Raw genomic sequence first — 17,248 nt, forward strand, 5'->3', positions numbered from 1 at the left:
TCTACAAGCTGAGAACTGCCTAAGGGCAGTTCTTTTTTTAATAAAATGCCCTAAGCCCTGAGAGCTTAGGACTAGATGTTTTATTTCCACACTTGGTCCGCAATCTCAATCACGTGACGCAGCTTTTCCCATTGCTGCTCTTCTGTTAACAGATTGCCTTCCTCCGTGGATGCGAATCCGCATTGTGGACTCAAACAAATTTGGTTGATGTCTACATATTGAGCCGCTTCCTCGATTCGTTTTTTGATCTGTTCAACCGGCTCAAGCTCACCGTACTTTGAAGTCACAAGACCAAGTACGATTTGAAGATTTGGGTTCTTCACATATCGAAGGGGCTCAAATCCGCCAGAACGATCATCGTCAAATTCTAAAAAGAGACCATCAAGATCTAAACCAGCAAAAATCGTTTCTGCCGCTGCTTCATAACCACCTTCAGCTGCCCATGTTGATTTAAAGTTACCACGGCAAATGTGCATTGTGATGACTAAATCCTCTGGACGATCGGCAACGGCTTCATTGATTGTTTTTGCAAACGACTCACGAAGTTCATCTTCGTCGCGGCCAAAGGCTTTGATTTGTTCCTGACCTTTTTCAGAAAAGAACACTGCCCATGCGGTATCATCTAGCTGCAAGTAGCGACAGCCTGCATCATAAAAAGCTCGGATGGCTTTCTTATACGCCTGTGCCACATCATGATGAAAATCATCTAAGCTGTCATACACACCTTCATCAAGCTTTCCACGGAAAAAGAGCATATTCGGACTTGGGATCGTCATTTTAGCCGTATGCTCACCAGCGATGCTGTGAAGGAAGCGGTAATCCTCTAGCATTGGGTGATCTGTAAAATCGATTTTACCCGTTACCTTGATGCCTCGTGCTTTTGTCGTTGTGTTGTGGAATTGAATGCCCTGATCTGCTTCAAATCCTTCGACTCCATCAAGTCCTTCTAGAAAATCAAAATGCCACCATGCACGTCTGAATTCTCCGTCTGTGACAACCTCTAATCCAATCTCCTTTTGCTTTTCCACAATACGTGTGATTTCTGCATTTTCAATTTGTCGGAGTTGGTCTGCTGTTAGCGTACCGTCTGCTTTTTGCTTACGTGCTTCTTTGATGCGATCTGAACGAAGCAAACTTCCTACTTGATCTGCGCGAAATGGCGGCTTTGTTGTTTTCTTTCCAATGGTTTGTACTTGTGTCATGCTGAATCCCTTCTTTCTACAGGTTGAAAATCAAATAAAAAAGCTCTTCCTTGGATAAGGAAGAGCATCATATACTGTGAGATCTCTGCCTTATCTTCAAACAAGCGTCTGCTTGCTTAAGGAATTAGCACCATTCTGTTCCTAGGAACAGCGGTTGCCGGGTTTCACAGGGCCAGTCCCTCCACCACTCTTAATAAGGTTACCTTTTGATTAAATTTTCTTAATAAACACAATTATTCAATCTTTTCGAGAAAAAGTCAATGGTTTTTACAAATTATTTTCCTAAATGAACAAATCAGCGACGAGAACACCAGCTAGTCCGACAAGTGAAAGAACAGTGACCATCAATGTCCAAGTTTTAAAGGTTTGGGCCATCGACAGGTTAAAGTATTCTTTATAAATCCAGAAACCCGCATCATTTACGTGAGAGAACGTAATACTGCCGGCACCTGTTGCGATCACCATTAATTCCGGGCTGACACCAGTCAATCCAATAAGTGGTGCAGAAATGCCAGCCGCTGTGAGACCGGCGACTGTTGCTGATCCTAAAGATACACGAAGGACAGCAGCAATTAGCCAGGTAAGGAGCAGGGGAGAAAGAGTGCTTCCTTGCATGATCCCCGCAATGTATTGATCAACGCCGCTATCAATGAGCACCTGTTTAAAGGCGCCGCCACCTGCAATAATTAATAGAATCATTGCAATGGAGCCAATCGAATCGGTGATCGACTTCATGACTTCCTGCATGCTTTTTCCTCTGCCAAGTCCAAATGTATAGATGGCAAGCAGGACTGAGAGTAATAGCGCAATCGCCGGTTCACCTAAAAACTCAGCTGTCGGCAACAATGGAGAGGATGGGAAGAAAATTTCTAAAAATGCTCTGAATGTCATGAGCAATACAGGCAACACAGCGGTAAAAATGCTAATCCCGAAGCTTGGCATTTCCTCTTCTGTAAATTCCTTTGGATTAAATAAGTTTTTTGGTATATGTGCGTGCAATTGATCTTTTTTAAATAGTTTCGTAAACAGTAGTCCGCCTACTAACACAGCAGGAATCGCTAAAATAATCCCAACTAACAAGGTTTGTCCCATATTTGCTTGAAAGACATTGGCAATGGCAGTCGGTCCTGGGTGAGGAGGGAGGAATCCATGTGTTGTGATGAGTGCAGCGACGAGCGGCATTCCAACATATAACACAGGAAGTCTTGCGGCTTGAGCAATGGTAAAGACTAATGGAATTAAGATAATGAATCCGGTTTCATAAAACAGAGCAATTCCAATAACAAATCCAGTCAGCATCGTTGCCCATTGGATTTTCCCAATGCCGAATCGGTCAATGAGCGTCATCGCAATGCGCTGGGCACCACCAGAATCAGCCATCAATTTACCGAGCATCGCTCCAAAACCGAGAACCAGTGCTAGGTGCCCGAGTGTACTACCAAGTCCTTTTTCCACGGAAGCAATCGCTTCAAGTGGTGACATACCTTCTAAAACAGCAACAATTAAAGAGACAATAATCAACGAAATGAAAGCGTTTAACTTTAAGACAACCATGAGTAAAAGCAATAACAAAACACCAAGTCCAATAAAAACTAACGACATGATCTTTCCTCCTTTGTGTTGCATAAGGGAGTGAGAGCACTCCCTATGCTTTATCCTTCAAGTATTTCTACAGCTTCTTTTAGCGTATCCTTTGAGCCAACATTTCCCGGGAAAATCACGTAAGACATGAATGGGAATTTACTTTCTTCTCCTGTTTGCCAAACGGGAATGCCTGGTTTAATTTGACCCGCAACGGTCGCACGTTTGACGCTAAGCCCCCTTGTTCCAATATCACTTGAGGTAATTCCACCTTTGGCAATGAGATATTTAGGGCGAATTGTGAGGCGCTGGACAATGCTTGTCACAGCATCACTAATTTGAACGGAAAGCTTCAATTCCTCCTCTTGACGATTGTCCCCAAGGTCAAGCCGTTCTCTTCTTGTATAAACAGCAACAGATTGACCAGATGCTAACAGCCTTTCAGTCTGCTGAATCACCCGGTCAATTTCCTCTTGAAATGCTTCAGGTTCTAGCACGAGGTGTGTGTTAAATTCAATAAAAGCCATGTTTTCATTTTGCCGAAGCGCTCGTAATTGTTCCGTTGTCTTCTTGACATGAGAACCGATCATGATGAGACCACCGTGCTGGCTCTCTTCTTGTATCAAGTCATCTCTTGTTAATAAGGCTTGATCAAGAATGCCGCCAAGTATTTTTGTGAGAGCCGCTGCACTTCTGAAAATAAATTGCTTTCCTGCTTGAATCGCTTCGATGAGGGCGGTGACAAAGACTTTGATATCGTCATAGTCTACAGCGTTCACAACCACCTTTTGAAAATCCTTTACATCTAGCAGCTGATCCTTGATTTGATCAATGCGTAAAGCCCGTATATCTTCTAACGAAATGTAGGTGGTGTTCTCTTTTGTGAACGTTCCGCCTGACTTTTCTTCAATCCACTCTCCGAGATGAGACGACTGAAAGCCGAATGTACGGTCTAGTGCAAATTCTGTGTCGCCAGCAGGAATTAAGTCGTGTCCTTCCTGTACGTAATGAATATTGTTGATCGTAAAGCGTCCACCTTCTTGGAAAAAAGGAAGAATGATTTCTCCGTCAAATTGGAGGGAGCCTCGCTGTTCAATGGTTGTTCTGAGTACTTCAGTTTCCAGAGGGAAGTGTCCACGCAGGGTAGAATCTCCTCGACTGACAATGGTGAAATCTTGATGAAGCCGTTCAGCTACTTTCACAATCGTTGAAGCAATCGTTTCGTGCGCAGCGGCAGTTTCCTTTTCAGTCATACTGCGAGAATTGGTTAGAATAAAGAACATACGGCTGTCTTCAAGAAAGCCAGCTTCAATGCTTTCCTCTGACCAATCAGTGAAAACAGAGACGCCATGTACAGTTTGAATACCTGTTGGATCATCGTCTAATACAATGATTTTATGCTGAAAATGGGTTAGTGCTTGCTCGTATGCCGTTTGAATGCTCTTTGAATCCGCTTTCGGAAGGGCATTCAGTATGTCAGTGCTTTGCTTCATGAACATCTCATCCTTTCTTCACTTCGACATGAGCCATTTTTTCGTAATATTGAACAATGCCGCCATGATCAAGTCCAGACTTTCCGTCCGCTTTGAGGGCATGGAAAATTTCAAGCAGCTGACTAGAAAGAGGGAGAGGAACGCCGATATCATGGGCAGTTTCCATCACGTTGGTTAAATCCTTTAAGTTAATGTCGATGCGTCCGCCAGGTTCAAAGTTTCGTTCCAAAATCAGTGGGACCTTTGCATCGAGAACGGCGCTTCCTGCCAGTCCGCCACGGATCGCTTCGTACATTTTATCAATCGCAATGCCTGATTTAGCGGCAAGAACGAGCGCCTCAGACATAGCAGCAATATTTAAATTGACGATGATTTGATTGGCAAGTTTAGCTGTTGTCCCGCTTCCGTTTGTCCCAACTAATACGACTTCTGTACCCATTGCGAGTAGGACATCCTTTACTTGTTCGAAGATGGCTTCTTCGCCGCCAGCCATAATAGCAAGTGTCCCGTCTATCGCCTTTGGTTCTCCGCCACTGACAGGTGCGTCGATAAATTCTACCTGGTGCTGTTTTGCCAGGGCAGCTAATGCTCTAGAGGTAACTGGTGAAATAGAGCTCATATCTACGATGACTGTGCCAGGTTTAGCTGTAGTTAAAATGCCATGCTCACCTGATACGACTGCTTCTACATGCTCGCCTTTAGGAAGCATTGTGATGATGACATCGCTTTCAGAAGCTGCCTCAGCTGCTGAAAAAGCGCCCTTTGCTCCAGCTTCTTGTAATGCTCGAATGGCATCCTCATTCAGATCAAACACAGTCACAGTATGACCGGCTTTTAATAGATTGAGTGCCATAGGTTTTCCCATAATACCTAGTCCAATGAATCCAATCTGTTTTGTCACTTTGTCCGCCTCCCATATAGAAAACCCTTACAAAAAGCGTTTTCTTTTCTTCGTGTTAGTATATATACTATCTTATTTAATTAATAGTAGGAAATAAACTATTGCTCATTTAATGTACATGACGTGATAGGAACGTGTCAACGGAAAATATGAGAAAAGTCACAAAAAAAAGACCGGAATCAGCTCCGGTCTTATGCGTTCATGTTTTATTTTTAGCCACGGCTAATCGAGATCGTTTCACGTTTTCAATGGCATTAGATCCTAGCTCTAAAACAGCTGCGACATAAAGAACATCAATGATTACAAGCTGGTTAATACGGGAGATCATTGAGTCGGATCGATATGTTGTTTCCCTTGATGAACTGAGCAGGTGAAAGTCAGAGCGCTTTGCGAGCTCTGATTTCGGATAGCTCGTGATAGAGGCAATCGTTGCCCCCTTTTCTTTAGCAAATTGCACGGCATCAAGAATTTCTCTGCTCTCTCCTGAATGTGAGATCGCGACGATAAAATCGTGTTCCGTGGCGTGTGTTGCAATCATATTCATCATATGTGGATCACTGCATAGACTCACTTCAAAACCAAGCTGGAGAAACTTATGATAAGCATCTCCAGCAATAAAACTGGACGCACCTGCTCCAAAGAAGACGGTTTTATGTGCCTGTTTCATTTGTTCGATAAATTGTGTCACGGCTTGATCTTCTAAAATATGCTTCATATCCTGAATCGAGTTTGTTGTTAACTCTATGACCTTATGTTTAATGTCAGCTACACTATCAGATGCCTCGATCTCGCCGTATATGGATTGAGGCGTATTGGTCGCAATATCCTGTGCGACATGGACACGAAACACTTGATACGAATCATAGCCAATTTTTCGTAAAAACCGAAAGATCGTCGTTTCACTTGTGTTGCATTCAGCGGCGAGTGCACTAATGGAATGAAGCACAACTTTCTGAGGGTTTTGTAAAATGTAATTGGCAATCTTTTTCTGGGTTGGGGACAAACTATGAAACGTTGTCCGAATATGACTAAAAATATTCTCTTCTATGATAAACACCACACTTCATCTAACATTCTCCATTAAGCATACAGGAACTTATGAAAACGGTAAACAAACCCGATGTGGAAAAAGAAAGAATAATATGGAAATAATGCTTTTTTTGGTTCTTTTGTCATGGTATACTCAATTGGTAATAGACAAAAATGGGGGTTTTTACTATGACAATGAAAAAAGGCCTAACGATCAGCCTGCTTATTTTTTCGCTGATTGTTTCGTTATTTGCTCCAGTTGGTTCTGTAGATGCCAAACAAGCAAAAAAAGCAAAAGTAAGCACACACTATTATAAAAAGAAGAAAACGTTCAAATATGCACAGGTAAAAAACCTAAGCAAACCGCATATGAAGACCATTAACCATGATTTAAAAGAAGATATCGCATTCTCTTATTCTACATACTTGTACTTAAAGGACGAAGCGAAAAAAGAGGGGATTGGGAAGATCACGTACGAGAGATCTTTTAAAACGAAATTTAACAATGGAAAGAAACTAAGTATCTTAAACTATGATTATATGAATGACGGTAGAATGCATGGGGATACGATGGTCACCAGCATGAACTATGTGTTAACGAAGAAAAAGACAAAGCAGCTTTTCTTTACTGACGTTGTGAAAACAAAGAAAAAGCGCACAAAAGTAAGAGATTATATCTATAACTATACAAAGAAGCATAAAAGTAAGTTCTATTCGAACCTGAAGAAAAGTGATATTCAAATCAACTACGACACGCAGTATTACTTCACGAAAAAGGGGATTGCTGTTGTCTTCCAGCCATATGAAATCGCACCATACTATCAAGGAATTCCTATGATTCAAGTACCTGCAAAGGTGTATAAATAAAAAGAGAACCGGCCACTGGATGTGGTCGTTTTTTTAATGTGTCTAAAACACGTTCTTACACATACAAAAAGAGCCCCTGATGAGGCTCTTTCTTTGAATTTATACTTGTTTGGGTGCATCGTTTAGTGGATGGCGGCGTTTGCCGTTGTAGTGGCGGCGCATACGAAAGATTTCAAACTCCGAAAGCTCTGCGCTTTTTCGTTTTTGGGTGCGGTTATCTTTTTTGAAAGAGAAAAGTAAGTAGCAGCAAAGTGAAGCGATAATCAATAAAATCATCATATGACATTCCTCCAATTCATCCTATTCTTTCAGTGTAGACAGGGTGAGTGATGTTTATAACTGAAAATAAGCAGCAGAATCGGTTTAGTTCTTAAGGTTTAGATGATCTGCTATTTTAGGTCTAAAATACTGGTTGTTTTTAACTATTATATTTCCAGTTATTGCACTCGTCAAGAAGAATTTTTCTGGGGTTGTCTATATTAGTACGATTAAGTGTCATAAAAGTTTCAGAAAATTGTAAACTTTTATTAAAAAACCGTTCCCGAACAGGAACGGCTGTAAACATGTCTATGCTTTTTCTTCAAATAAACGTGCGATTTCCACGATGACTTCTGTTGCTTTCATCATGTTATCAACTGAAATAAATTCATATTTACCGTGGAAGTTTTCCCCGCCAGTAAAGATGTTTGGTGTTGGGAGACCTTTATATGAAAGCTGAGAGCCATCTGTGCCGCCGCGTATAGGTTCGATCACAGGTGTCACTGAGCGGTTTTCCATTGCTTCATGGGCAATGTCCACAATATGTTTAACAGGCTTAATTTTTTCTCTCATATTATAATATTGATCCTGAATGCTGAGGGTGATACTGTTTTCGCCGTAGACCGCTTTTAAGTCATTTGCAATCTTTTCAAATAGTGCTTTGCGATTGTTGAACTTCTCTTTATCAAAATCACGGATAATATATTGCAGCTCTGCTTCTTCAACTTCTCCTACGAACTTTGTCAGGTGGAAAAAGCCTTCATAGCCTTCTGTATACTCCGGAGATTCATCTGAAGGGAGCTTGTTGTGAAAGAGCATCCCGATCTTCGCAGCACTGACCATTTTGTCTTTCGCTGTACCTGGATGGACGTTGTTTCCTTTAATCGATACTTTCGCACCTGCTGCGTTGAAGCTTTCATATTGAAGCTCTCCAAGTGGTCCGCCGTCAATGGTATATGCATAAGAAGCGCCAAAGGCATCGACATCAAATTTGTGCGGCCCTCTGCCAATCTCTTCATCTGGAGTAAAGGCGACTCGGATCTTTCCGTGCTTGATTTCTGGATGCTGAATGAGGTAATGCATGGCGGTCATAATTTCTGCAATACCTGCTTTGTTATCTGCACCAAGTAGGGTTGTGCCATCAGTGGTGATGAGCGTATGTCCTTGGTACTTTTGCAAATTTGGAAACTGTGCTGGAGATAACACGATATGTAGATCATCATTTAACGTGATGTCACCGCCTTGATAGTCCTCATGAATCTGCGGTTTCACATTCTTGCCAGTGAAGTCAGTAGCTGTGTCAATATGCGCCAGGAAGCCAATCGTTGTCACTTCTTTGTCGGTGTTAGATGGGATCGTTCCCATAACATAGCCGTTTTCATCCATTGTCACTTCTTGAATCCCGATGGATTTCATCTCTTCAACAAGCTGCCTCGCTAGGTTCAGCTGTCCTGCAGTAGATGGGCAGCTTTCTTTTTCTGCATCAGACTGAGTATCTACTTTCACATAACTTGTGAAACGCTGGATCATTTCCTCTTTCATCTATACGTCACTCCTTTTGTAGAATATGTTCATTTTATCACGTCTTGAATGCGCTTCATAACAAGAAAGGTTTTCTCTGGCAATTAGAGAGGAAAAAGGCCTACTTTCGTTAGGTAATGTGCTGAATGGTTCTTTAGGGTGATTTTTTTGGGTGTCTTTTTATTTATAATGAGTGCATATAAAATCATCCATTTGTACGTTAAATTGGGAGAAAGGGGTGCGAAAGTTGGATTCTAGTCAAACGCTGGCACTCGCTCAAAAGTTTCAGGAAGCGGCTGATGAGATTCGGCAGTCGAAGCAGCTGCTTGAGAATCGGCTGAAGGCAGTAGGATCAGGCTGGCAAGGAGAAGCAAGGAATAAATTTGATCAAAGCTTTGAGGAAACAACGGCACGCTATGATCAATTTGAAAAGGACTTGCTGGAAACGAGCCAGGAACTGCGGGATGCAGCGGTCAAGATCGAGGAGCGTAAAGCCGAAATTGCCAGAATGGAAGAGCTTGAGCGAAAAAGACGAGAAGAACGGAGAGAAAGAAACCGAGAAGGGAGATGATGTGATGGCACGTGACATTGTGGTTGATCCAGATCAGCTGACAGGGCTGGCGAATGATTTTGTAGGAGAGCTTTCCGCCATTGAAACAAAGCATCACGATTTACATAGTGAACTGGATCATTTGATTTTAGGCTGTGATCCTCGGTATAGAAGCTGTTTTTCCGGTGTTGGGGATGCATGGAGTGCTGGACAAGCATTAATAAGCAAATTGAGCAGTGATGATATCGCCATTCGTCATGCAACAGATCAAATGGTCGAAGCGGATGATATTCTAAGGAAAATGTACAGCATCTATGATCAATATGGCACGCTCACGAGCTTAGCTGGAATCGTGATGATGCAGGCGAAATACTACGGGCTTGGGATGACAACCTTTATGAAAGAAAACGGCCGTTATGCAGCGCAGCATTCCAAGCTGCTGCTTGATTTGACCAGCCGGGTAGAAGGAACGAGATTTGACCGGCTAGCAAGGATTTGGCTGAGTAAAAAAGAATTATTAAAACGATCCAACTGGTCGATGGCTGATTTGGTCCATAAGAAATTCACGAAATTTTATCCTGACGATACGGTTGCGTTTACGAACAGCGTCCGCGATTTTACAAAAGGGAGTATCAATTGGAAGGACACGGCTGGAATCAAGTCTGTTCTGAAAAATGGGGCAAGATTTGCTAAAGGAAATGCCATCATTGCAACGGTTGTCACTGGTGCAACGGAAACGGTTGGCTGTGGTTTGAAAATTGCTGAGAATTATGCAGAATTCGGTGATCAGCCGGAAGTTCTGAAGCGTGAAAATGCAAAGGCTGTTGGAAATGCAGTAAATAATACGGTCTTTATCGCTGGCGGGTCCGTCGCAGGTGCCGTTGTCGGCGGCGCTCTCGGAAGCTTTGCGGGTCCGATTGGAACAGTTGTCGGTGGCGCCATTGGATCAGCAGTAGGTGGATTTATTGGAGAAAAAGTCGCCAAGCTGACATCCGGTTTTGCTGAACAGGTCGCAGTGAAATTAAAGGATCCGATTCATGCAGTCGTGGATAAAGGGAAAAAAGCATTTGAGCTGGCGGGGCAAGGTGTGAAAGCAGTCAATGACACCATTGATCAAGCAAATCAGGTGATACATAAAGGGATAGAAAAAACAAAAGAAACCGCAGACTCGCTAATAAAGGGTGCAGGTGATTTCTTTAAGGGCGCATTTTCTTTTGGATAAGGAGAGATCAAGTTGGATCAGCTAAGTCTAAGTATCGAGGAACTCATCTTTAGTTTTTATAGTGAAGGCTATTTTGAACAAGGCATGTCCTTAAAGGAGGCCTATTATCCTGATGTAGAGGATGAACGTCTTGGTTTTTTATTTGAAATTGCGTGTCGCTCTTTGCTGGCGAAAGGCGTGCTGGAATTTCGAAACAGACAATACCGTTATAAAGCAGAATACCGCCATTTCATCCAGGCCATGAATGATGCATCGCACACTGTCAAGGCTTCAAGATTTGGAGAGTTAGATGAAGAAGTCAGTACCTCCTTTCATACGACGCAGGCGGGCGTATATGCACATCATACGCTTTATGATCAACAAGTGCATCAGATTCACAAACTGAAAGGCGATCAGCAGGCAGAGGAGCAAGTGACAATCTTTTTGAACATACACATGAGTGATCACCGCACACCTGTTATCAACCTACAAGCAGAGGAATTTGAAATGCTATTAGAGCAAGCAAGCGAAGCGAAAGATGAGTGGTTTTCCTTCCTTAATAAAGCAGAGAATCAAGAACTGGTGAGGGCATTTGTTTCCGATGTGCAGGCAAGAAAAGGAAAGATGGATTCCCTTATGAAGGTAGCCTATGACAAAAACAATACGCCGGATGTAGAGTCCATGATATTTGTTATACCAGGTGAGAAACATTCCTGGCTTGTGTCGGGAATACAGGAAAACGAATTTCGCATTGAGACGGCTCATAGAGATGGGTTACGTTCTATATTCTAATGGAGAAAAGGAGAATGACGCTTGAATCCAAGTGAAGTAATAGAAGTGAGGAGCAGACCCTTTCTAAGAGTATGGGCATTCTTAGCAACGGGCGGCTTTGGTATCATCGGTATTTGGCTATTTTCAGAAGCTCTTACATTTGAATCGAATTATACATTATTTTTATTTTTAGGTGGGTTATTAGGTATTGTCTATGGCTGGATCTCCTTTTTGATGATTCTACCGGCTTTTACGAAAAGAGGAAATGTGATTTTTCGAATTCAGCGCGGAGAGAATGGTGCTATTTTGCATCGGGAGCACACGATCCCTTTTCAAGACATTCAATCAATTGACATGCGCCGGCACCGTTACAGTATCGGGGGATTTCTCTTCATGGATGTGCTCATTCGGAAAATAGATGGGAAATTGGTTAAGATTCCGGCGTACAGTATTTTAGATGAAGAAGTATTTGAGCAAACCGTCAAACAAGACATCTATCCATATTTAAATCGGGCAGCCCAAGAGAACTGGAGACAGCAGCATGGTCAGGGCGAAGAGCAGATTGACTAGGTTGTTTACGCCATGATTCCATAGGATAGTGCGCCACTTTTTCGAAAAAATCGTGTATGATGTCAGTAAAGACTGAACACTCAAGAGGTGATGAGAGATGGACAAAGAGATGGTAATCGACCTCGTCACAGAACAAATGGCACGGATTCGGAAAGAAAAGAATTATACGCAGGACCGCATGGCTGAGGTACTTGGTTTATCGAAACGGCATTTGCAGCAGGTTGAAAAAAACAGACTGCGCCTCAACTGGACGCAATCTGCGGCCGTATGTGCATTATTCAGGGATAGTGACGTTTTAAAAGGGACACTTGGGGATGACCCACTTGAAATTTTGGAAGTCGTGGCACATGATGAATTGCATCTATCTGTTGAACGTACAATTGGTGGAAAGGTTTGGTGGCGGACCTCTATAAAAAAAGGCACATTTCGTCTCCAGCAAAATGTGCTGAGTCAGCATTACCGCATCTTAGATGATGAGAATTATCGCTATTATAGTTCCTTTAATAAAGAAGAAGCGAAACGGCGGTTAGAGGAATTAAGCCAGCTGTCTTCTCCTTACTCATAAGCAGCTGATATCCAAAAGAAAAGAGAGGCACCCGTATGATAGGGGCCTCTCTTTTCGTTGTTTATACTTTCAGAGTGTTTTTCGCCCGAATAAAGGCAACAAGCTGTTTGATTTCTTCATCGGTTAGTGGAACGCCATCTACGAGGATGGTTCCTTCTTTTGCTTCCGTCAGTTCAATTTTGATATCAGAGATTTTGCGTTGTATCTCTGGCTCGTCCGTTCTACCAAGTAAAAAATCAATGGACGTATCATACAAATCAGCGAGCAGCTTCACTGCTTCAAGCGAAGGTCGTCGGTACCCAGATTCGTAACCGGCATAGGTGCTTTTGGCGATACCTAGGCGATCTGCCGTATGCTGGAGAGACCATTTTTTCTTTTTTCTAAGGGTGGTTAAACGATCGAGTATCATACATGAACGCTCCTTTATATACAACATCAGTATATCATATTTTGACATAGAGTGTACGCGTTATGCGTAATAATTTCTTGATTAATTCGCGTTATGTGACTATAATGGCAATGAAGGTACGCGTAAAGCGTATATTATAGAATAGCACAAGCTGGCTTATAATATGTGTGACAAACGAAGTAATTTTACTGAAAGAGGTGGACCTGTTGAAGAAATTATTGCTTTTAACCACTGGTGGGACGATTGCATCTGTAGAGAGTGAAAATGGTTTAGCTCCAGGTGTTAAAGCTGAGGACCTTTTAAGCTATTTAAACGAAATTAATGCAGAGTACACAATGGACACAAAGTCCCTGATGAGTATAGATAGTACCAATATGCAGCCTGAATACTGGGTGGATATCGCAACAGCCATTTATGAGAATTATGATCAATACGACGGCTTTGTCGTCACTCATGGAACCGATACAATGGCCTATACATCAGCAGCTCTATCTTATATGCTGCAAAATCCTGATAAGCCGATCGTTATTACAGGTTCACAAATCCCGATTACGTTTAAGAAAACAGATGCGAAGAAAAACATCACAGATGCGATTCGTTTTGCATGTGACGGTGTAGGCGGCGTATATGTCGTGTTTGATGGCAGAGTGATTCAAGGAACACGCGCAATCAAACTAAGAACGAAAAGCTACGATGCATTTGAAAGTATTAACTACCCATATATTGCATCGATTGAAAATCATCAAATTGAATACAATAGCAAAGTAAAAAGAACGTCTATGAAACCGCTTAAATTAGATGCATCCTTGAACACTGATGTTTGTCTATTAAAACTGCACCCAGGACTTAAGCCTGAGTTTTTAGATGCGATCAAAGGTTTGTACAAAGGGGTCGTCATCGAAAGCTACGGCAGTGGCGGAATTCCTTTCGAAGGAAGAAACCTTTTAGAAAAGATCAACGAATTGCTGGAAGAAGGCATTTCTGTTGTCATCACAACTCAGTGTCTCGAAGAAGGAGAAGACATGAGTGTGTATGAAGTAGGACGCAAGATCAATCAAGAAATGGTGGCGCGTTCACGAAACATGAACACAGAAGCCATCGTGCCGAAACTCATGTGGGCATTGGGCAAAACAACAGATCCAAGAGAAGTGAAAAAGATTATGGAAACGCCAATCGCAGAAGATTTAGTGATTTAACTATTCTATAGAAAGCAGGTCATATCAGATGGTTCAAGCAACTTATCGCTACGAGAAGGATTTTCTTGGTGAAAAAGAAATTCCGGCAGACGTGTATTATGGTGTTCAAACCCTTCGTGCAAAAGAAAATTTCCCGATTACAGGGTACCGCATGCATGAGGAACTCATCAGAGCCTTTGCTATCGTCAAAAAAGCAGCAGCTCAAGCCAATATGGAAGTTGGACGTTTATATGAAGGAATTGGCAATGCCATCGTTCAAGCGTCTGATGAAGTCATTGAAGGCAAGCTGCATGAGTACTTTATTGTAGACCCAATTCAAGGTGGCGCAGGAACTTCGATGAATATGAATGCCAATGAGGTCATTGGTAACAGAGCCCTAGAGATCATGGGACATCAAAAGGGTGAATACATTCATTTAAGTCCAAACACACATGTGAACATGTCGCAATCGACGAATGATTCATTCCCAACGGCTATCCATATTGCTGTGCTCAAGCAGTTAGACATTCTGCTTGAGACGATGCAAGCGATGCAGGACGTATTCCAAAAGAAAGCGAAAGAATTCGATCATGTGATCAAAATGGGTCGTACGCATTTACAGGATGCTGTTCCGATCCGTTTGGGACAGGAATTTGAAGCATATAGCCGCGTTCTAAGCCGTGATATTAAACGGATTAACCAATCGAAGCAGCATTTATATGAAGTAAACATGGGTGCGACAGCTGTTGGGACAGGCTTAAACGCAGATCCACGCTATATTGAAATCGTGGTGAAAAAGCTGGCTGATATTTCAGGTCTTCCGCTTGTAGGCGCAGAGCATCTCGTAGATGCCACGCAAAATACAGATGCATACACAGAAGTATCCGCAGCCTTAAAAGTATGCATGATGAACATGTCTAAGATTGCCAATGACCTTCGTTTAATGGCATCTGGTCCGCGTGCAGGTCTTGCTGAAATTGCATTGCCAGCCCGTCAGCCTGGATCATCCATTATGCCTGGGAAAGTCAATCCAGTCATGGCAGAGCTCATTAACCAAATCGCATTCCAGGTCATAGGGAACGACCACACCATCTGTCTTGCTTCTGAAGCGGGTCAGCTTGAGTTAAATGTGATGGAGCCTGTTCTGGTCTTTAACTTGCTTCAATCTATTAGTATAATGAATAACGGATTCCGCTCATTCACAGATCATTGTTTAGTGGACATTGAAGCAAATGAAAAACGTTTGAAAGAATATGTAGAAAAAAGTGCAGGCGTGATCACTGCCGTGAACCCTCACTTAGGCTACGAAGCAGCCGCTAGAATTGCAAGAGAAGCTATTTTGAAGGGACAATCGATCAGAGATCTTTGCTTGCAGTATGATGTTCTAACGGAAGAAGAACTTGATATTATCTTAAATCCTTACGAGATGACAAAGCCTGGTATTGCGGGTCAAGAGCTGCTAGAGCGACAATAATATCAAAAAATTTATTTTATTAGTATGATGAATTGCCTGTGAAAGAGAGAAAAACAGGCAATTCACTTTCTTTCGAATTGACAAACTTTTTTCACAATACTTTGAAAACGCTTAACGTACGCGCAAAGGGAGGAAACAAACATTGAAATCGATTCGCTTGCCATCTATGGTGGAGATCATCGCTGTACTAGGTTTATTTTTAGCGATTGTCTTATCATTTACTATTTATTTTAACTTGGATATTCAACTGGCTTTATTTATTTCATGGTTTCTAGCAATTGGGCTTGGTCTTCATTTAGGACACTCTTATAAAGATTTACAAAACGCCATCACTAGAGGGATATCAAATGGGCTTGATGCTGTTTTAATTTTACTTGCTGTTGGTGCTTTAATTGGAACGTGGATTGCAGGGGGCGTTGTCCCGACACTGATTTATTATGGACTAGAATTTATTCATCCTAATATATTCTTACTAGCAACATTAATTATTTGCGCTATTATGTCTGTTGCAACAGGTACTTCTTGGGGAACAGTTGGTACTGCCGGTATTGCCATGATTGCCATTGGTGAAGGTTTAGGAATTCCACTTCCAATCGTTGCAGGTGCGGTGTTGTCAGGTGCTTATTTTGGAGACAAGCTTTCTCCACTGTCAGACAGTACAGTTCTCGCCTCGTCCTTATCAAAGGTTGAAGTTCTAGCGCATGTAAGAGCGATGATGGTATTATCCATACCTGCCTTTGTTATTACAGCGATCATGTTTACGGTGACTGGGTTTATCTATGGAGGGCGCAATATTGATCAAGAGAAGGTGGAATTTTTAAAGAATGCCTTACTTGATACATTTAATATTAATGTGTGGATGCTCATTCCAGCTCTAATTGTTGTTGTTTTACTTGTGATGAAGAAGCCTGCTCTACCGGTTATTGCAATTGGTGCTTTGTTTGGGGCGATCTGGGCCTTTGCTTTTCAGGGTACGGATCCTAGTGATGCAATCGGTGCAGCATACAATGGATTTTCAATTCAATCAGATGTAGACTTCCTTAACCAATTATTAAATCGTGGTGGAATGGTCAATATGCTCGGCTCTTTGGTAGTAATTATCCTTGGGCTTGGTTTTGGCGGAGTATTAGAACATCTGGGTGTATTGAAAGTCATTGTCTCAACATTTGAGAAAAAGCTGTATAATGCGGGAAATGTTACACTCTCCACAATTCTTGTTGCATTCTTTACCAACATTTTTGGATGTGCAATGTATGTATCCATCATTCTTACACCAAAAATTATGGAAAAAAGCTATGATAAATTAAAAATAGACAGACGTGTGTTATCTAGAAACGCTGAGGTTGGTGGAACGATGACGTCTGGTATGGTTCCATGGTCAGATAACGGAATATACATGGCGGGGATTCTCGGTGTGTCGACATTCTCGTATTTACCATTTATGTGGTTGAGCTTTGTCTCCATTGGTCTTGCGATTATTTATGGGTATACTGGGAAATTCATTTGGTACGTCAAAGATCAACAAGAAAAAGAAGAATCGGCATCATAAGCCGTTTGCAAAAGCCGCTCCCCACGGGGCGGCTTTTGTTTGTCCTAGGACCGAGGGGCTATATATAATAAATAGCTGGTGATTGTGATTTTAGGCCCCCTATAAAAGAGGTCTTAAGGTGTAGTTAGAAGT

The 17,248-nt window shown here is 42.1% G+C and carries 17 protein-coding genes and 1 riboswitch; of the genes, 9 read left to right on the forward strand and 8 right to left on the reverse strand.

Annotated elements, in window-relative coordinates:
* Nucleotides 1-80 precede the first annotated feature (80 nt).
* The 5 genes from BA70_RS10570 to BA70_RS10590 all read right to left on the reverse strand — a co-directional run bounded on the left by BA70_RS10570 (nucleotide 81) and on the right by BA70_RS10590 (nucleotide 6,234).
* Nucleotides 81-1,202 (reverse strand): 5-methyltetrahydropteroyltriglutamate--homocysteine S-methyltransferase, encoded by a 1,122-nt coding sequence (locus tag BA70_RS10570; protein ID WP_034321766.1) that lies wholly within the window; start codon nucleotides 1,200-1,202, stop codon nucleotides 81-83.
* Between the two features lie 87 nt (nucleotides 1,203-1,289).
* A riboswitch (SAM riboswitch) is annotated at nucleotides 1,290-1,402 on the reverse strand.
* 82 nt (nucleotides 1,403-1,484) lie between these two features.
* On the reverse strand, nucleotides 1,485-2,804 hold the full coding sequence (locus BA70_RS10575; protein ID WP_034321768.1) for a gluconate:H+ symporter: 1,320 nt from the start codon (nucleotides 2,802-2,804) through the stop codon (nucleotides 1,485-1,487).
* Nucleotides 2,805-2,854: 50 nt separating this feature from the next.
* Entirely contained in the window at nucleotides 2,855-4,276 is a 1,422-nt protein-coding gene (locus BA70_RS10580) for a four-carbon acid sugar kinase family protein (RefSeq protein WP_034321770.1), read from the reverse strand.
* A gap of 7 nt (nucleotides 4,277-4,283) precedes the next feature.
* On the reverse strand, nucleotides 4,284-5,177 hold the full coding sequence (gene garR, locus BA70_RS10585) for a 2-hydroxy-3-oxopropionate reductase (protein ID WP_034321773.1): 894 nt from the start codon (nucleotides 5,175-5,177) through the stop codon (nucleotides 4,284-4,286).
* A 199-nt stretch (nucleotides 5,178-5,376) separates the two neighbouring features.
* Complete coding sequence (locus tag BA70_RS10590) at nucleotides 5,377-6,234, reverse strand: MurR/RpiR family transcriptional regulator (protein WP_189318066.1); 858 nt, start codon at nucleotides 6,232-6,234, stop codon at nucleotides 5,377-5,379.
* Nucleotides 6,235-6,395: 161 nt separating this feature from the next.
* Here BA70_RS10590 and BA70_RS10595 point away from each other — a divergent pair, with 161 nt between their 5' ends.
* Nucleotides 6,396-7,073, forward strand: a complete 678-nt coding sequence (locus BA70_RS10595; protein ID WP_034321778.1) for a DUF3298 and DUF4163 domain-containing protein — start codon at nucleotides 6,396-6,398, stop codon at nucleotides 7,071-7,073.
* Between the two features lie 99 nt (nucleotides 7,074-7,172).
* On the opposite strand, the gene BA70_RS10600 is transcribed toward BA70_RS10595, so the two are convergent.
* Both BA70_RS10600 and pepT read right to left on the reverse strand, forming a co-directional pair.
* Entirely contained in the window at nucleotides 7,173-7,352 is a 180-nt protein-coding gene (locus BA70_RS10600) for a hypothetical protein (protein WP_008345664.1), read from the reverse strand.
* Between the two features lie 288 nt (nucleotides 7,353-7,640).
* On the reverse strand, nucleotides 7,641-8,873 hold the full coding sequence (pepT, locus tag BA70_RS10605; protein WP_034321780.1) for a peptidase T: 1,233 nt from the start codon (nucleotides 8,871-8,873) through the stop codon (nucleotides 7,641-7,643).
* A 226-nt stretch (nucleotides 8,874-9,099) separates the two neighbouring features.
* Here pepT and BA70_RS10610 point away from each other — a divergent pair, with 226 nt between their 5' ends.
* The 5 genes from BA70_RS10610 (at nucleotide 9,100) to BA70_RS10630 (ending at nucleotide 12,509) form a co-directional block, all read left to right on the forward strand.
* Nucleotides 9,100-9,423 (forward strand): WXG100 family type VII secretion target, encoded by a 324-nt coding sequence (locus BA70_RS10610; RefSeq protein ID WP_034321782.1) that lies wholly within the window; start codon nucleotides 9,100-9,102, stop codon nucleotides 9,421-9,423.
* Nucleotides 9,424-9,427: 4 nt separating this feature from the next.
* The gene (locus tag BA70_RS10615) at nucleotides 9,428-10,624 is read left to right on the forward strand and encodes a DUF6861 domain-containing protein (protein ID WP_034321785.1); all 1,197 of its coding nucleotides are present in this window, start codon (nucleotides 9,428-9,430) and stop codon (nucleotides 10,622-10,624) included.
* Nucleotides 10,625-10,636: 12 nt separating this feature from the next.
* Nucleotides 10,637-11,395, forward strand: a complete 759-nt coding sequence (locus tag BA70_RS10620; protein WP_034321787.1) for a hypothetical protein — start codon at nucleotides 10,637-10,639, stop codon at nucleotides 11,393-11,395.
* Nucleotides 11,396-11,416: 21 nt separating this feature from the next.
* Nucleotides 11,417-11,944 carry a YfjD family protein gene (locus BA70_RS10625; protein ID WP_034321790.1) on the forward strand — a complete coding sequence of 176 codons (528 nt, stop codon included), beginning with the start codon at nucleotides 11,417-11,419 and terminating at the stop codon, nucleotides 11,942-11,944.
* A gap of 97 nt (nucleotides 11,945-12,041) precedes the next feature.
* Complete coding sequence (locus BA70_RS10630; protein ID WP_034321793.1) at nucleotides 12,042-12,509, forward strand: helix-turn-helix domain-containing protein; 468 nt, start codon at nucleotides 12,042-12,044, stop codon at nucleotides 12,507-12,509.
* 61 nt (nucleotides 12,510-12,570) lie between these two features.
* On the opposite strand, the gene BA70_RS10635 is transcribed toward BA70_RS10630, so the two are convergent.
* Nucleotides 12,571-12,918, reverse strand: coding sequence for a helix-turn-helix domain-containing protein (locus BA70_RS10635; protein ID WP_034321796.1), 348 nt, complete (start codon nucleotides 12,916-12,918; stop codon nucleotides 12,571-12,573).
* 206 nt (nucleotides 12,919-13,124) lie between these two features.
* On the opposite strand from BA70_RS10635, the gene BA70_RS10640 reads away from it, so the two are divergent.
* From BA70_RS10640 to nhaC, 3 genes are all read left to right on the forward strand, one after another.
* Nucleotides 13,125-14,114 carry an asparaginase gene (locus BA70_RS10640; protein WP_034321799.1) on the forward strand — a complete coding sequence of 330 codons (990 nt, stop codon included), beginning with the start codon at nucleotides 13,125-13,127 and terminating at the stop codon, nucleotides 14,112-14,114.
* Between the two features lie 28 nt (nucleotides 14,115-14,142).
* Entirely contained in the window at nucleotides 14,143-15,567 is a 1,425-nt protein-coding gene (aspA, locus tag BA70_RS10645) for an aspartate ammonia-lyase (protein ID WP_034321802.1), read from the forward strand.
* A 142-nt stretch (nucleotides 15,568-15,709) separates the two neighbouring features.
* On the forward strand, nucleotides 15,710-17,116 hold the full coding sequence (gene nhaC, locus BA70_RS10650; protein ID WP_034321804.1) for a Na+/H+ antiporter NhaC: 1,407 nt from the start codon (nucleotides 15,710-15,712) through the stop codon (nucleotides 17,114-17,116).
* Nucleotides 17,117-17,248 lie beyond the last annotated feature (132 nt).

The organism is Bacillus zhangzhouensis (genome assembly GCF_000715205.1).
Classification (GTDB): domain Bacteria; phylum Bacillota; class Bacilli; order Bacillales; family Bacillaceae; genus Bacillus; species Bacillus zhangzhouensis.

What these genes read in the sequence shown, in the direction of transcription:
- BA70_RS10595 (WP_034321778.1), top strand. Translation starts at nt 6,396, where the DNA reads ATGACAATGAAAAAAGGCCTAACGATCAGCCTGCTTATTTTTTCGCTG.
- BA70_RS10580 (WP_034321770.1), bottom strand. Translation starts at nt 4,276, where the DNA reads ATGAAGCAAAGCACTGACATACTGAATGCCCTTCCGAAAGCGGATTCA.
- BA70_RS10570 (WP_034321766.1), bottom strand. Translation starts at nt 1,202, where the DNA reads ATGACACAAGTACAAACCATTGGAAAGAAAACAACAAAGCCGCCATTT.
- aspA (WP_034321802.1), top strand. Translation starts at nt 14,143, where the DNA reads ATGGTTCAAGCAACTTATCGCTACGAGAAGGATTTTCTTGGTGAAAAA.
- pepT (WP_034321780.1), bottom strand. Translation starts at nt 8,873, where the DNA reads ATGAAAGAGGAAATGATCCAGCGTTTCACAAGTTATGTGAAAGTAGAT.
- BA70_RS10615 (WP_034321785.1), top strand. Translation starts at nt 9,428, where the DNA reads ATGGCACGTGACATTGTGGTTGATCCAGATCAGCTGACAGGGCTGGCG.
- BA70_RS10635 (WP_034321796.1), bottom strand. Translation starts at nt 12,918, where the DNA reads ATGATACTCGATCGTTTAACCACCCTTAGAAAAAAGAAAAAATGGTCT.
- BA70_RS10600 (WP_008345664.1), bottom strand. Translation starts at nt 7,352, where the DNA reads ATGATGATTTTATTGATTATCGCTTCACTTTGCTGCTACTTACTTTTC.
- BA70_RS10575 (WP_034321768.1), bottom strand. Translation starts at nt 2,804, where the DNA reads ATGTCGTTAGTTTTTATTGGACTTGGTGTTTTGTTATTGCTTTTACTC.
- BA70_RS10630 (WP_034321793.1), top strand. Translation starts at nt 12,042, where the DNA reads ATGGACAAAGAGATGGTAATCGACCTCGTCACAGAACAAATGGCACGG.